Source organism: Novosphingobium sp. ES2-1, from assembly GCF_015169775.1.
GTDB lineage: Bacteria > Pseudomonadota > Alphaproteobacteria > Sphingomonadales > Sphingomonadaceae > Novosphingobium > Novosphingobium subterraneum.
Genome location: NZ_CP063446.1, coordinates 402,846 through 417,624, shown reverse-complemented (window position 1 = coordinate 417,624; position 14,779 = coordinate 402,846). Strand labels below are relative to the sequence as shown.

At 64.5% G+C, this 14,779-nt stretch carries 10 protein-coding genes; 6 read left to right on the top strand and 4 right to left on the bottom strand.

Annotation, left to right across the window (positions count from 1 at the left end):
* Window positions 1-195 precede the first annotated feature (195 nt).
* The 3 genes from IM701_RS17195 to IM701_RS17185 all read left to right on the top strand — a co-directional run bounded on the left by IM701_RS17195 (window position 196) and on the right by IM701_RS17185 (window position 5,383).
* Window positions 196-2,448: a TonB-dependent receptor gene (locus IM701_RS17195; RefSeq protein ID WP_230487891.1), complete on the top strand. Its 2,253-nt coding sequence runs from the start codon at window positions 196-198 to the stop codon at window positions 2,446-2,448.
* 128 nt (window positions 2,449-2,576) lie between these two features.
* Entirely contained in the window at window positions 2,577-4,484 is a 1,908-nt protein-coding gene (locus IM701_RS17190; protein ID WP_230487890.1) for a glycoside hydrolase family 2 protein, read from the top strand.
* Window positions 4,481-5,383: an alpha/beta hydrolase gene (locus IM701_RS17185; protein ID WP_230487889.1), complete on the top strand. Its 903-nt coding sequence runs from the start codon at window positions 4,481-4,483 to the stop codon at window positions 5,381-5,383. The genes IM701_RS17190 and IM701_RS17185 overlap by 4 nt, the downstream gene beginning before the upstream one ends.
* A gap of 88 nt (window positions 5,384-5,471) precedes the next feature.
* On the opposite strand, the gene IM701_RS17180 is transcribed toward IM701_RS17185, so the two are convergent.
* The 3 genes from IM701_RS17180 to manD are packed head-to-tail and all read right to left on the bottom strand — an operon-like array spanning window position 5,472 to window position 10,397.
* A complete protein-coding gene (locus tag IM701_RS17180; protein WP_193828543.1) occupies window positions 5,472-7,907 on the bottom strand; it encodes a TIM-barrel domain-containing protein in 2,436 nt (811 codons plus the stop codon).
* A gap of 4 nt (window positions 7,908-7,911) precedes the next feature.
* Complete coding sequence (locus tag IM701_RS17175) at window positions 7,912-9,159, bottom strand: MFS transporter (RefSeq protein WP_193828542.1); 1,248 nt, start codon at window positions 9,157-9,159, stop codon at window positions 7,912-7,914.
* A 29-nt stretch (window positions 9,160-9,188) separates the two neighbouring features.
* Window positions 9,189-10,397, bottom strand: a complete 1,209-nt coding sequence (gene manD, locus IM701_RS17170) for a mannonate dehydratase (protein ID WP_039335596.1) — start codon at window positions 10,395-10,397, stop codon at window positions 9,189-9,191.
* 101 nt (window positions 10,398-10,498) lie between these two features.
* Here manD and IM701_RS17165 point away from each other — a divergent pair, with 101 nt between their 5' ends.
* From IM701_RS17165 to IM701_RS17155, 3 genes are read left to right on the top strand one after another with little or no spacing between them, the layout of a single operon-like run.
* The gene (locus IM701_RS17165) at window positions 10,499-11,251 is read left to right on the top strand and encodes a FadR/GntR family transcriptional regulator (protein WP_039335594.1); all 753 of its coding nucleotides are present in this window, start codon (window positions 10,499-10,501) and stop codon (window positions 11,249-11,251) included.
* Window positions 11,252-11,292: 41 nt separating this feature from the next.
* Entirely contained in the window at window positions 11,293-12,708 is a 1,416-nt protein-coding gene (uxaC, locus tag IM701_RS17160; RefSeq protein ID WP_193828541.1) for a glucuronate isomerase, read from the top strand.
* Window positions 12,705-14,069, top strand: coding sequence for a mannitol dehydrogenase family protein (locus IM701_RS17155; protein ID WP_230487888.1), 1,365 nt, complete (start codon window positions 12,705-12,707; stop codon window positions 14,067-14,069). Before uxaC ends, IM701_RS17155 begins: the two co-directional genes overlap by 4 nt.
* Window positions 14,070-14,079: 10 nt before the next feature.
* Here IM701_RS17155 and IM701_RS17150 read toward each other — a convergent pair whose 3' ends face one another.
* Entirely contained in the window at window positions 14,080-14,748 is a 669-nt protein-coding gene (locus IM701_RS17150) for a GntR family transcriptional regulator (RefSeq protein WP_193828540.1), read from the bottom strand.
* Window positions 14,749-14,779: the final 31 nt, after the last annotated feature.

The window sequence follows — 14,779 nt, the reverse complement described above, 5'->3', positions numbered from 1 at the left end:
GCTGCTCTGTTTCGCGTTTGCAGCGCCGGCTTTTGGGCGGAATCCGGCAACAAACCGCGATTGAATACCACTTTGAATGAAACATCTGACCAATATACCGGCTTACCTGTAAAACCAGTCTTGCATCTGGCTAGGCCATTTGGTAATAGACCTGCGTTCGAGGCGGATAACAGTCCGCGCATGAGGAGGGGTTTCATGAAGTGCATCCGTAATTCACTTGGTGTCAGCGCCATGGCCATGGCGATCGCCTTTGGCGCGCAGGCCGCATCGGCGCAGACTGCAGCGGAAGACGCCGCTCCTGCCGACACCGGCGAAATCATCGTGACTGCGCAGAAGCGCGCTGAAAACGTGCAGAATGTGCCGCTGGCCGTGTCCGTTGTCGGTCCGACGCAGCTGGCTGCTGCCGGCGTGCGTGACTTTGGCGACCTCGGCAAGATCTCGCCCTCGCTGACCATTCGCCCTGCCGAGCATCCGGTCAACGCCAACGTCTCGCTGCGCGGCGTCGGCACGTTCGCTTTCGGCATCGGCGTGGAGCCGAGCGTTGCCGTGCTGGTCGACGAAGTGCCGCTGGCCTTCCAGGCTCGCGCGTTCAGCGACCTGCCCGATATCGAGCGCATCGAAGTGCTGCGTGGCCCGCAGTCGACACTTTACGGCAAGGCGGCTTCGGCCGGCCTGATCAACCTGATCACGCGCAACCCCACTGACGAGCTGAAGATCCGCGCCAACGCCACGGCCACCACCGACAGCGAATATGGCGCCAACTTCAGCGTTTCGGGTCCGATCAGCGACACGCTCGGCTTCGTGGTTTCAGGTGCCTATTCCAAGTGGGATGGCAACGTCCGCAACCTGTTCAACGGTAAGAAGGTCAACGGCCGCGAATCCGGCAGCGTTCGCACCAAGCTGCGCTGGGAGCCTTCTTCCGATGCCAGCGTGACGCTGTCGCTCAACTACATGAGCGGCAATACCACGGTGGGCCGCCCCTATATCCGCATGACCGAAGGCCTGCGCTTCCGTGGCACCGGCCAGCTGGCGACAGTCGTCATGCCAGGCGTCAAGCCGGGGCCGGAAAACACCAACATCAGCAACAACTACAACGCCCGTACCAACTACGAAGGTGGCGGCGGCAACCTGCGTGGCGAATTCACGCTGGGCGATCACACGCTGGTTTCGATCACCTCGTACGACAGCTTCGAGCTGAACGATTACTTCGACTCGGATGAAACCTCGTCGAGCCTCGCCTCGGAAAACAACATCCAGACCGGCACCTTCCGCTCGAACCTGTTTACCCAGGAAGTGCGCCTGCTCTCGGACGGTTCGAAGCCGTTCCGCTACACCGTGGGCGCCTACTATGCGAACGTGGACTTCGAGCGCCCGTTCTATCGCGGCCCGGCTTTCTCGCTGGCCAACTGGTTCGCCACCTCGAAGTCCAGCCAGATCGCTGCCTTCGTGCAGGCTGACTGGCAGTTCATGCCCAATGCAACCTTCACCGGCGGCGCGCGCATCCAGAACGAGCGCATTGGCTATACCTTCAAGGATATCCAGAACGGCAACGCACAGTTCGCCGGCAACGCCTCTGACACGGCTGCAACCTATCGTGCCAGCCTGCGCTATGAGTTCACGCCGACGATCAGCGCATTTGCGACCTACTCGACCGGCTACAAGGGCCAGACCTACGACCTGACCACCGGCTTCAATGCAAACCGGGCCAATGCCGGTCCGATCAAGCCTGAAACCTCGCGCGACATCGAATTCGGTCTGCGCACCCAGCTCTTCGATCGCAAGCTTACCTTCAACGTCACCTACTTCGACACGACCTACAAGAACCTGCAGGCGCAGGCTGTGGAAGTGCTGCCTGACCTGACCACCAACTTCCGCCTGACCAACGTCGGCAAGCTGGGCACGAAGGGCGTGGAAATCGATGCGGGCTTCCGTCCGAGCGACCTGTTCAACCTGAACACCTCGATTGCGGTGCTCGATGCCAAGTACATCAGCTTCCCGTCGTCGCCATGCTTCCCGAACCAGTCGGCGGCACAGGGTTGCGATCGCACGAAGTCTCCGGCCTTCCAGAACCTGACCGGCGAGCGCGCCGTCCAGGCGCCGAGGCTGAAGTTCAACGTGACCGGCGAAGTGACGCCTTCGCTAACGGAAAACATCCGCGGGTTGATCCAGGCAAACGTCCAGTACACCGGTAGCGTGTTCTACGTGGCGCGCGATCCGCAGACCTTCCAGAAGGAGTTCACGATCGTGAACCTTTCGGTCGGCGCGCGCGATGAAAGCCGCAAGTGGGAAGTGGCGGCATTCGTCAACAACCTGTTCGACGTGCAGTACTACCCCTCGCTGATCAATAACTCGGGCGTGTGGGGCGGCGGCAGCAATATCGCTACCGCAGCAATTCTCCCTCGTGATTTCCGCCGCTATGGCGGGGTTCGGGCCAGCCTGAACTTCTGATCACGGATGGCCGGGCGCGATAAGCGCCCGGCCAATTTTCTTTAAGGACTGCGACCGGCCAAGCACTGCAAGAGCAGGCCCGGTGGCGGATAAGCGCCCGGATAAGTACGGCAGGAGAGAGCATGCGCGTGGCACGGTTCGATCGAGCATTTCTCGGCCCGCTTCTGGCGGGCGCATTTGCATTCGCGACGCAGGCCCTTGCCGCGGAGTCCGTCTTCACGACGCTGCCGCTTGCCACTGTCGATACCGCGCCATTGCTAGTATCGGCCGACATGCGCGATGGCGTGGATCTTTCGGGCGAATGGAACTGGTCGATCGATCCTTACCGATCGGGAATTGCCGGCTTCCACGGTGAAGCGCCCAACCGGACCGAGCAGCGTTGGCTCGACATCGATGTCCGCAAGACGCTGGCGCAGGACAACCGTGAGCTGTTCGAGTTCGATCTTGACCATGACCGCAAGGTCAAGCTGCCGGGGTCGTGGCTCGCTGCCTCGCCGGAAATGCGGCATTATCAGGGCCTCGTATGGTATCGCCGTCATTTCGACAGTCCGGCGGGGCGCAAGGGCCGTTATTTCCTGCGTTTTGGCGCTTCGAACTATGCCACGGTCGTCTTCGTCAACGGTCAGCCGGTCGGTCGGCACGAGGGCGGCTTCACCCCCTTTGCCTTCGATGTGACCCGGCTGCTGCGTGATGGCGACAACCAGATCACCATCGGGGTCGATTCGGCGGCCACTGCCGCTACCGTGCCGCCGCCGGTCACCGACTGGGAAAACTATGGCGGCGTCACGCGCGACGTGAAGCTCGTCCACACCAGCGACACTTACGTCGACAGCGCCTGGGTGCGGCTGACGCGCGAGGGCAAGATCGCCGTCGATGCGCATCTCGATGGACCGGCGGCGGCGAACCAGCCGGTGCAGCTGAAGGTCGCCGGGCTGCCGTTTGACCTGAAAGGTCGAACCGACGCGCAGGGCAACTGGCGCGCCACGGCGGCTGCGCCGCGCGCCTTGATGCGCTGGACGCCCGAGAACCCGAAGCTTTACGACGTTACGCTGGCAGCGGGCGATGACACATGGCGCGACCGGGTCGGTTTCCGGACGATCGAGCGCAAGGGTGCGGACATCCTGCTCAATGGCAAGCCGGTGTTCCTGCGCGGCATCTCGATGCACGAGGAAGAGATCGCGGCGAACCCCGCCCGCGTGATCACGCCCGACAATGCGCGGGCGCTGCTGGGCGAGATCAAGAACGGCCTCCACGGCAATTTCGTGCGCCTTTCGCACTATCCCCATTCCGAAGTGATGACCCGCACCGCCGACGAGATGGGGCTGCTGGTGTGGAGCGAGGTGCCGGTTTACTGGATGGTGGCATGGTCCAACCCGTCCACGCTGGCGACGGCGCGCAACATGCTGGCCGAGAACATCCTGCGCGATCGCAACCGTTCCTCTGTGGTGATCTGGAGCGTTGCCAATGAAACGCCGGTAAGCGATGCGCGCAACGCCTTCCTTCGCACGCTGATCGGTGACGTGCGGCGCCTCGATCCCAGCCGCCTTGTCAGTGCGGCCCTGCTGGTCGAGCGCGACAAGGCCGCGACGGTGCCGACCATGACGATGGCCGATCCGCTGGCGGACGATCTCGATATCGTGTCGATCAACACCTACAACGGCTGGTACACGCCCGACCGTCTGGCCGATCTGCCCAGGAGCGTGTGGAAACTGCCGGCCGACAAGCCGCTGATCTTTTCGGAGTTCGGTGCCGACGCCAAGGCCGGGTTCCACAGCCCGGACGGCATGCAGAAGTTCTCGGAAGAATTTCAGGCCGAGTTCTATCGCAAGACACTGGAAATGGCCGACCGCGTGCCGACCTTGCGCGGAATTTCACCATGGATCCTGAAGGACTTTCGCTCGCCGCGCAGGCAGAACCCGGATTTCCAGATGGGCTGGAACCGCAAGGGCCTGATTTCCGAGACGGGTCAGCGCAAGCAGGCGTTCAGCGTGCTTGCGGAATACTTCGCCCGCAAAGCCGGAGAGCCCAGCAAGTGAAGCGTCTTTCTGCCCTGATACTCAGCCTCGTTGCCGTCCCGGCGCTCGCCGCACCGGGGGACTGGGTCAAAGGGGTGCTGCCCGTGGCAACGCCTCCTGCAATGGCCAGCGTCGATCTGCCGGTGACCCTCCTGCGCGCCAACCCGGCGCATGAGGCCTGGGCCCAGCAGACACCCGACCAGTGGCTGGTATACAATGTGAGCAAGCCGCAACTGATCGTCTGGCCGAGCAGCCTGCCGGCCGATGCCGAAGCTCCGGCGGTGCTTCTGGTGCCGGGCGGGGGCTTCCAGTTCCTGGCCATGGACAACGAAGGCTTTGATGTGGCGCGCCGGCTCGACAGCTTGGGCGTCCGCGTGTTCATCGTGAAGTACCGCACGCAGCCGGTGCCTGACAGCATCGACGGGTTCAAGGAAGCGCTTGGCAACCTGTTCCAGAAGGGCGCGCCGGTTGACCTGACAAACCGCGACTATGCCGTGGCCGATACGCAGGCGGCGATCAGGCTGGTGCGGAAGAATGCGGCGCGCTGGCACGTCAATGCCGCCAAGGTGGGTATCCTCGGCTTTTCGGCAGGGGCGATGACGACCCTGGCAACGACGCAGGCCAATGCCGCAGACGCGCGGCCGGACTTTGTCGGCATGATCTATGGGCCGACCGAGAAGTCGGAGGTTCCCGCCAACGCCCCGCCGCTGTTCGCCGCCATTGCCGCTGACGACCGCTTCTTCATCAAACAGGATTTCGGGCTGTTCCATGCCTGGCGCCAGTCCGGCGCGAAGGTGGAGTTCCACCTCTACAGCGCGGGCGGCCACGGCTTTGCCTCGCAGCCCAACGGCACGACAAGCGATGCCTGGTTCGACCAGTATGCCCTTTGGCTGAAGGCCAACGGTATCGTCAGCCGCTGACGCCGACTTATCCGATCCACCACTGCCAATGGCAGTTCCAACTACCGGCCCGAGTGCACAGCGCATTCGGGCCGGTTTTTTGTCGGGGTCAGACTTGCCAGTCGACGACCTTGCGAGTGAGCCCCAGGACTTGCGCTGAACGCACCGGCAACGCGTTGCCGTTCACGGAGATAGTGCGCTGCTCGCGCTCGGGCACGGCAAAGGACAGGACCGGCGAGGGCTCGGAACCGGGGCCGCGCCATGCTGCCTGAATGTCGATGGTGGTCGCAGAGGTGCGGATGGTCGTCTGCCACATCGGCGGCTGCGCCGGATCCGGCCACGCATCGCCAGCTTCGTCATAGCCGGTCCACTCGAGGCGGCTGTCGCCCGGTGCTAGCATCAGCAGCACGGCAGGTTGCGGCACTGGCGGAACAAAGCCGCCCGGAGCGATGTCAACGAGGTGGGCCGAGCCTTCACGCGCGAGGACAGGTGGAAGTCCTTCTACCGGAGCGGGCAGATCATGCACCTTGCCGCCTTCAAGAAGACGGTCGTCGCGCAGGTCGATCCAGCGGGTGGGGCCGGGGAGGTAGGCCTGAACCGAGCCGACGCCCTTGTCGAGCGCCGGGGCGACCAGCAGGTTCGGCCCGAGCATATAGGCGTCGGCGTCGGTCCACGCCTGCGGGTCTTCCGCAAAGTCCAGCCACAGCGGCCGCGTCACGACATCGTACTGAGCGTGATGCCGCCACAGCAGATCGTGCAGGAGTGGCACCAGCGCCCGGCGCAGGTTCATCATGCCGACAATCGCCGGGGTGGTTTTCGGATACATCCACGGCTCGTTCACCGTGCCGTCGCTGTTCCAGCTGTGGATCGAGAAGCGTGGCATGAGGATGCCCGCCTGTACCCAGCGCAGCAGCAGTTCCGGCTCGGGCGAGGGGCCGGCAAAGCCGCCGATGTCGTGCCCCGTGTTGGAGACCCCGGACAGGGCGAGGCCCAGCCCCATCTTCTGGTTGTAGCGCAGGGTCTTCCATGCGGTGAAGTTGTCGCCGGACCAGGTCTGCGCATAACGCTGCATCCCGGCCATGCCGCTGCGGGTGACGAGATAGGGACGCTCGTTGGGGCGATAGGCGATCTGCGCGGCGCGGGAAGCGCGCATCATCAGCAGCGTCTGGGTCGGGCGCTCCGCAGCGGCGGGCCGGGGAGACCCGAATCCGGCAAAGCGCGCGCTCTTGTCCCAGATCTCGTATTCGTTGTTGTCGTTCCACGTGGCGCGCATGCCGAAGCTGAGCAGCTGTTCGGTCACCTGCTCGCGCCACCATGCCGCAGCTTGCGGATTGGTGAAATCGAGATAGCTGCCCAGTTCATCCCAGAACAGGCACTCCACCGGCTGGCCGTTCGCGTCGCTGACGAACCATCCTTTCGACGCCAGTTCGGCATAGCGGGGATGGGACAGCAGCAGCGCTGGCTTGATGTTGGGAACCAGCTCGACGCCCGCATCGGCATAGCTTTTGACGAAGCCCTCGATGTCCGGGAACTTGTCGCTGTTCCAGTTGAACACGTAGCGCTTGTCGCCGATCGAGGTGTAGCCCGATGACAGGTGGAACGAGGTGCAGGGGACGCCGTGCTTTTCGAGGCCTGCCAGAAACTCGCCCATCTGCTCCTGCGCGTTGGGGGCATCGGTATAGAGCATGGTCGAGCCCGAATAGCCGACTGACCAGCGCGGCATAAAGGCGGGGCGGCCGGTCAGCCAGGTAAAGCGCTGGGCCACGGCGGCCGCATCCGGCCCGGCGATCATGTAGTAGTCAAGATCGCCGCTCTCCGCGCGCATATAGCGATAGTGCGGGTGGTAGTTGGAATGTTCGTGCCCGAAATCGAACACCGGATCGGCCAGGGTATCGTAGAACACGCCATGTGCCGCGCCCCCGCCGTCGACCACCAGCACCCACGGGATGGACTTGTAGAGCGGATCGTCGCTCTGCGCGTCGTAACCCATGCAATCGACATTGGTCAGGCGCAGGCGGCGTCCGGCGCGATCCATGTCGCCGCTGCGCTCGCCGAGCCCGTAATAGCGCTCGCCCGGGCGGCGCTTCACGTAGTGGTAGGTTGCCTCGTCCCACCAGCCGAAGTTGTAGGCCTGGGTAGGGCGGTCTTCGGAAATGAGCTGCCAGCCATCCGCCGTGGCCTGATGCCAGGTGCAGAGCAGACCTTCGGTTCTGATGGTAAGCTTCAGGCGTGACGTAGCGATGACGATCTGGCCGCCTGTGTCCTCCAGCGTAAAGGCCGGGGCGGAAAAGCCGCTCGTGTCCATGCGGTCGCGGCCCGGTTCGGCAATGTCTTCGGCGCCCGGCGCTATGGTCCAGCTGGGCGGGGACGTGACTTCGCCATTTGCCAGCAAGAGCACCCGCATCACGTCGTCTTCAAGAACGAAGACGTGGGCCACCGCGGCGGTATCGGAGCCGAGCGTAACGCGCGGTCCGCTGGTATCGGATACGGAGAAACGTGGCGGTGCGGAGAGGCGGGCGCGGCGGGGAGGGGAGAGGTCGTTCATCAACTCAGGCTTTCGCGAAGGCAAGGCGGCGGCGCAGGGCGAGGAGCCAGATCGCGCCGATCAGGTCGAACAGGCCAAGGCAGGCGAACAGTGGCGCAAAGCCGATCTTGTCCGCGAACTGGCCGATGGCGAGCGAGAACAGCAGCCCGCCGGTCCATCCCGCCATGCCGACGAGGCCGTTGGCCTTGGCGATGTCGGACTTGGGGAAGACGTCGGCGGACAGGGTATTGATCAGCACCGAGATCACCTGATGGGCAAAACCGCCGATGGCGAGCAGCCCGATTGCCGCATAGGGGCTGGCGACAAGTCCGACGCAACCCGGTGCGACCATCAGCACGGCACCGATCCAGATGCCGGCAATCCGCGATCCTTCGAGCGACAAACCCTTCCAGCGCTGCAGCCAAGGCGCGAGATAGCCGCCAAGGATGCCGCCAGCGTCAGCCGCAAGGAACGGAACCCACGCGAAAAGGGCAATCTGGGTAAGATCCCAGCCGCGCTCCTTGGCGAAATAGAGCGGCACCCAGAAGCTGAACGTCTGCCACGCCGGTTCGGCAAGGAAGCGCGGGACGGCGATGGCCCAGTAGCGCCACGAGCCGACGATGGAACGGATCGTGGTTGCGGATACCGGGACAGGGCGCTGGCCCTCCTGAATCTCGGCCAGTTCCTCGGCACTGACATAAGTCGCATTCTGCGGCGAGCGATACCAGCGATACCACGCCACGGCGAAGATCAGCCCGATGCCTCCGGTGACGACGAAGGCGGCTTGCCAGCCATAGTGCTTGGCCAGCAGCGCGGCCATCACCGGCGCGATCACAGCGCCCAGCGCCGTGCCGGCGTTGAACCAACCCGTTGCCACAGATCGCTCGCGGTCAGGGAACCACTCGCCGATGGTCTTCATGCCCGCGGGGATCACCGCGGCTTCCGCCATGCCGAGCAGGCCACGAAATGCCGCGAGCGAGAGCCAGCCCCGCGCAAAGCCATGCGCCATGTTGGCGACGCTCCACGCCACCGCGAAAAGGGCAAAGCCTGCGGTCAGGCCGATCCGGTCGATCAGCATGCCGCCGATCGGCTGCATGATCGTGTAGGCCAACTGGAAGGCGCCGACGATGTAGGAATACTGCTCTGTGGTGATCTGCAGATCGAGCTTGAGCTGCGGCGCCAGCGCACCCAGTGAATTGCGCGCGATGTAGTTGAGGATGGTGCCCACCATCACCAGCACCAGGATGCGCAGCCGCGCCGATTTCCAGTTCATGCCTTGCGATCCTCTCCCCGCGCCTGGTCCTACCAGTTCCACATTGTTCCGTCCTCGAGCCGTGCGACGGGGAGGTATGCTGGTTTGTATGGGTATTTGGCGGCGAGTTTCTCGTCGATGTCGACGCCGTGTCCGGGTGTATCGCCGATGAAGAGTTCGCCCTTTTCGAAGTGGTAGTCGTGGGGGAAGACTTCGTCGGTTTCGGGGGTGTGGCGCATGTATTCCTGGATGCCGAAGTTGGGGACCCAGGTATCGAAGTGGAGGGCGCAGCCCATGGTGACGGGCGAGAGGTCGGTGGCGCCGTGGCAGCCGGTGCGGATCTGGTAGAGGCTGGCAAGATCGGCGATGCGGCGCAGGTGGGTGAGGCCGCCGGCACCGACGACGGTTGCGCGGATGTAGTCGATCAGCTGGTTCTGGATGAGATCCTTGGCATCCCAGATGGTGTTGAAGATCTCGCCCACGGCCAGCGGGGTGACGGTGTGCTGGCGCACCAGCCTGAAGGCTTCCTGGTTCTCGGCCGGCGTGCAGTCCTCCAGCCAGAACAGCTGGTAGGGCTCGAGCATCTTGCCAAGGTTGGCCGCTTCCTGCGGGGTGTAGCGGTGGTGGCCGTCATGCAGCAGGTGATGGTCGAAGCCGTAGGTCTTGCGCAGCTCCTCGAACATCTTCGGCACATAGTTCAGCGCCTTGCGCGTGTCCCACCCCGTGACCGAGGGCAGGGCGGCATCGGCCGGTTCGTAGTAGAGCTTGCCGCGGCCCACGCCATAGGCATCCTTGATGCCGGGCACGCCGGTCTGGGCGCGGATCGCCTTGTAGCCCATGTCGATGTAGTGGCCGACCGCTTCCACCGTCTCGGCAATGTCCGCGCCGTTGGCATGGCCATAGACCATGATCCCGTCGCGGCTGCGGCCGCCGAGCAACTGGTAGACCGGCATGCCGGCCATCTTGCCCTTGATGTCCCACAGCGCCATGTCGACCGCGGCGATCGCGCGCATGGTGACAGGCCCCCGGCGCCAGTAGGCCCCGCGATAGAGATACTGCCAGATATCCTCGATGCGGCGCGGGTCCATGCCGATGAGGCAGGGGATGACGTGCTCCTCGAGATAGGCGACGACCGAGAGCTCGCGGCCGTTGAGGGTGCCATCGCCGATGCCGTAGACGCCCTGGTCGGTCTCGATCTTCAGCGTCACGAAGTTGCGGCCCGGGCAGGTGACGATGACGCGGGCGGCGGTGATTTTCATGGGGGGACACTCGCTAAGGACAGGCGGATTGTGGTAATACCGATTGACGGACCGGTTTCGGTCTGTCAAGTTTCTTGAATTGGTAATACCAGAAAGTTTCCATGACAACTGGCAAATCACACGACCGGCTCTATCAGGATCTCGCCCGCTCGCTGCTCGATGAACTGGCCAGCGGGCGCTATCCGGTGGGCAGCCGCCTGCCGGCCGAGCGCGACCTTGCGCTGCGCTACGAGGTGAGCCGGCCGACGGTGCGCGAGGCGATCATCGCGCTCGAAGTGCAGGGGCTGGTCGAGGTGCGGGTCGGCTCGGGCGCCTATGTGAAGCGGCTGCCCGGCGAGAACGACCGTCCCGGCTTCAACGTGACCGCGTTCGAACTGACCGAGGCGCGGCTGCTGTTCGAGGGTGAGGCCGCGGCACTGGCCGCCACGCAGATGACCGACGAGGACCTTGCCGAGATCGAGGTGCTGGTCCAGCAGATCGCCGAGGAGAACCGGAGCCCCAACGGCACCGAGACCGCCGACCGCGCGTTCCACCTCGCCATTGCCAAGGCCACGCGCAACGTGGCGGTCTACAACACCGTGGCGCAGCTGTGGGACCTGCGCGGCACATCGCCCGAGGCCGCGCTCCTGCACGAGAAGGCCCGCCACGCCAACATCAAGCCGGTGGTCGAGGAGCATACCGCGATCCTCGAGGCCCTGCGCGCGCGTGACCCCAACGCCGCCCGCACCGCCATGCGCACCCACCTCTCCGCCGTGCTCGACGGCCTCCTCTTCGCCACCGAAGAACGACTCCTCGCCGAAGCACGAAGAGCAACACAAGCCAAACGCGATCGCTACGCCAAAGCCACGGCGTGAATTTCGCTGGATCACTTCAAATACGGTCTGAAAGAGTAGAAATGCCCCGCATACTTGAGCTTCATCCGGACCGGCTTTTGCCGGCCGATCCATCGGTGCGCGCGATTGCGCGCGAGCTTCATGCAAGCGTTGCGGGTTTGCCGATCGTCAGCCCGCATGGTCATACCGATCCGCGCTGGTTTGCGGGCAACGAGACCTTCGGCAATGCCACCGACCTGTTGCTGGTGCCCGACCACTACGTCTTCCGCATGCTCTATTCGCAAGGGGTGGCGCTGGAAGACCTTGGCGTGCGCAACAAGGCGGTCGATCCGCGCGCGGCATGGCGGCTGTTCGCCGAACGCTACTGGCTGTTTCGCGGCACGCCTTCGCGGATGTGGCTCGACTGGGTCTTCGCCGAGGCCTTCGGCATGGGCGTGCAGCTGGGCGCGGAGACTGCCGACCTCTATTTCGACACGATCACCGAGATGCTGGCCAGCGACAGCTTCCGCCCGCGCGCGCTGTTCGATCGCTACAACATCGAGGTCATCGCCACGACCGAGAGCCCGCTCGACACTCTGGAGCACCACGCCGCGATCCGCGCCGAGAACGCGCGCGCCGGCGGATGGCAGGGCCGCGTCATCACCGCCTATCGTCCCGATCCGGTGATCGACCCGGAGTTCGAGGGTTTTTCAGCGAACCTCGACCTGTTCTCGGGGCTGACCGGCGAGGACTGCCGCACGTGGACCGGCTACCTTGCCGCCCACCGCCAGCGCCGCGCCTTCTTCAAGGACATGGGCGCGACCAGCACCGACCATGGCCATCCCACGGCAGCAACTGCCAACCTTTCCGCATCCGAAGCGGCTGCGCTGTTCGAGCGGGTGGTTTCGGGCGAGTTCCATTCCTCGGACGCCGAGCTGTTCCGCGCCCAGATGCTGACCGAGATGGCGGCGATGAGCCTGGACGATGGCCTTGTCATGCAGATCCACCCCGGGTCCTTCCGCAACCACAATGCCGCGCTGTTCGAACGCTTCGGGCGCGACAAGGGCGCCGACATCCCGACCCGCACCGACTTCGTCCATGCCCTGAAGCCCCTCCTCGACCGGTTCGGCAACGAGAAGGACCTCTCGATCATCCTCTTCACGCTGGACGAGAGCGCCTATGCCCGCGAACTCGCGCCGCTGGCCGGGCACTACCCCTGCCTCAAGCTCGGCCCGGCCTGGTGGTTCCACGACAGCCCGGAAGGCATGAAGCGCTTCCGCCAGATGACGACCGAGACGGCGGGCTTCTACAACACCGTCGGCTTCAACGACGATACCCGCGCCTTCCTTTCGATCCCGGCACGGCACGACGTTGCCCGGCGCATCGATTGCGGCTTCCTGGCGCAGCTGGTGGCCGAGCACCGCATCGAGGACTGGGAAGCGGCAGAGCTTGCGCAGGACCTGTCGTACAATCTGGCGAAGAAGGCCTATAACCTGTGAAGCGCCTGTCCCCGGACACGCTGGCAGCCCTGCCCGCAGAGGTTGCTCGCCCGCTCTACGATCGCGAAAGCCAAGAGGTTGGCATCGTCCACTTCGGCATCGGCGCATTCCACCGCGCGCATCAGGCCTGGTACACCGATGCGGCGATGAATGCTGGTGACCGTGACTGGATGATCACCGGTGTCTCGCTACGCTCGGCGGGCGTTGCGCGGCAGATGAACCCGCAAGGCGGGCTCTATACGGTGGTCGAGCAATCGGACGACGGGATGCGCGCGAGGATCGTGGGATCGGTCCGTAACGTGCTGGTGGCGAGCGAGGAACCCGATGCGGTGATTGCCGCCGTGGCTGCGCCTGCCACCCGCATCGTCAGCCTGACGGTGACCGAGAAGGGCTACTGCCGGCAGGGCGATGGCAGCCTTGACTTCGATCTCGCGCATTCCTTGAGCTTCTACTACTTCGTCACGCAAGGCCTGCTGGCGCGGGCCAAGGCGGGACTGCCCGGCGTGACGCTGCTGTCGTGCGACAACCTGGCCGAGAACGGCGCGATACTCGAGCGCCTGATGCGCCAGTACCTTGCCCGGCACGAGCCTGATCTGGTGGACTGGTTCGATCGGAACTGCACCTGCCCCGCGACGATGATCGACCGCATCGTGCCCGCCACGACCGACGAGGACCGCGCGGCGGTGGCAGCAGCGCTGGGCGGTCCTGAAGACGAGGCCTGCCAGGATGAAGCCTGCCAGGATGAAGCTTGTGTCGTCACCGAACCGTTCAGCCAGTGGGTGATCGAGGACCGCTTTGCGTCCCCGCGTCCGCGCTGGGAAGCTGTCGGCGCGCAGATCGTCTCCGAGGTTGCCCCTTACGAGACGGCCAAGCTGCGCATGCTCAACGGCGCGCACTCGCTGCTGGCATACTGCGGGCTCAGGGCGGGCCATGAATATGTCCACGAAGCCATTGCCGATCCTGCCTTGCGCAGCCTTGCCGAGCAGTTGATGCGCAACGAAGCCGCACCGACGATCGCGACCGCACCGGGGCAGGACCTTGCCGCCTATGCCGACGCCCTCATCGCCCGCTTCGCCAATCCCAGCCTCAACCACCGCCTGATCCAGATCGCCATGGACGGTTCGCAGAAGATCCCGCAGCGCTGGCTCGAGACGCTGGCGCACAACGAGAAACATGGCCGCACCTGCCCCGCCATACGCGAAGGCCTGACCGCCTGGATCCACCACCTGCAAGGCCACAACGGACCCGTCGACGACCCCCTCGCCGACAAACTCTCCCGCGCCGCCAAAAGCGCCGATCCCATGACCGCGCTGTTCGGTGAAGGCGGGCCGATGGCGGGAGTCTGGACGTTCAAGCCGTGACGGGACCCGGTCAGCGATAGAATTCGTCCTCGATGCGGGCGAGGGTTTCGAACCCGTCGCCGATGTGCTGGCGCATGGCGCGTTCGGCACCATCGGCGTCCCCGGCGAGAATCAGCGCGAGCATGGCCTGATGATCGGCGTTGGCGGTCTTCAGGCGCTCCTCGTCGTAGAAGCTTTCGAAAAGAAGGCGATGGATCGGCACGTTCAGCCGCTGGAGGTGATCGGCGATGACCTTGTTGCCCGATCCTTCGACGATCAGGCGATGCCATTCATTGTTGAGCCTGCCGAACCGGTCCGGCGCGCGTTCGCGCACGCAGGCGTCAAGCTGGTCCTGCAAGGCCTTGAGCCGGCCCAGCATGACGGCATCGGCATTCACGGTGAAATCGTGCGCTGCCATGCCTTCGAGCGCCATGCGCGCCCGATAGATCTGGCGGACCTCGTCAAGCGTGGAGCTGCGGACCGACGCGCCGCGAAATTCCTCGATCTCGACAAGGCCTTCGCCTTCGAGCCGCTTGAGCGCCTCGCGCACCTTTGACCGGCTCGCCCCGGTCTGGCGGATGATATCGACTTCGACCAGTCGCTGGCCCGGCACGAAGCGGCCGGTCCGGATGCGTTGACGGACCCAATCGGCGATTTCCTGCCCCGTAGGGGCGCGATCAATGGCTGCATCCTGGACCATGCGCAACCTTATCGCTGGTTATGGACGAAAT

Bases quoted from the DNA above. Each gene is read 5' to 3' on its own strand.
- IM701_RS17180 (WP_193828543.1), bottom strand. From the start codon at position 7,907: ATGAACGACCTCTCCCCTCCCCGCCGCGCCCGCCTCTCCGCACCGCCA.
- IM701_RS17195 (WP_230487891.1), top strand. From the start codon at position 196: ATGAAGTGCATCCGTAATTCACTTGGTGTCAGCGCCATGGCCATGGCG.
- manD (WP_039335596.1), bottom strand. From the start codon at position 10,397: ATGAAAATCACCGCCGCCCGCGTCATCGTCACCTGCCCGGGCCGCAAC.
- IM701_RS17165 (WP_039335594.1), top strand. From the start codon at position 10,499: ATGACAACTGGCAAATCACACGACCGGCTCTATCAGGATCTCGCCCGC.
- uxaC (WP_193828541.1), top strand. From the start codon at position 11,293: ATGCCCCGCATACTTGAGCTTCATCCGGACCGGCTTTTGCCGGCCGAT.
- IM701_RS17175 (WP_193828542.1), bottom strand. From the start codon at position 9,159: ATGAACTGGAAATCGGCGCGGCTGCGCATCCTGGTGCTGGTGATGGTG.
- IM701_RS17150 (WP_193828540.1), bottom strand. From the start codon at position 14,748: ATGGTCCAGGATGCAGCCATTGATCGCGCCCCTACGGGGCAGGAAATC.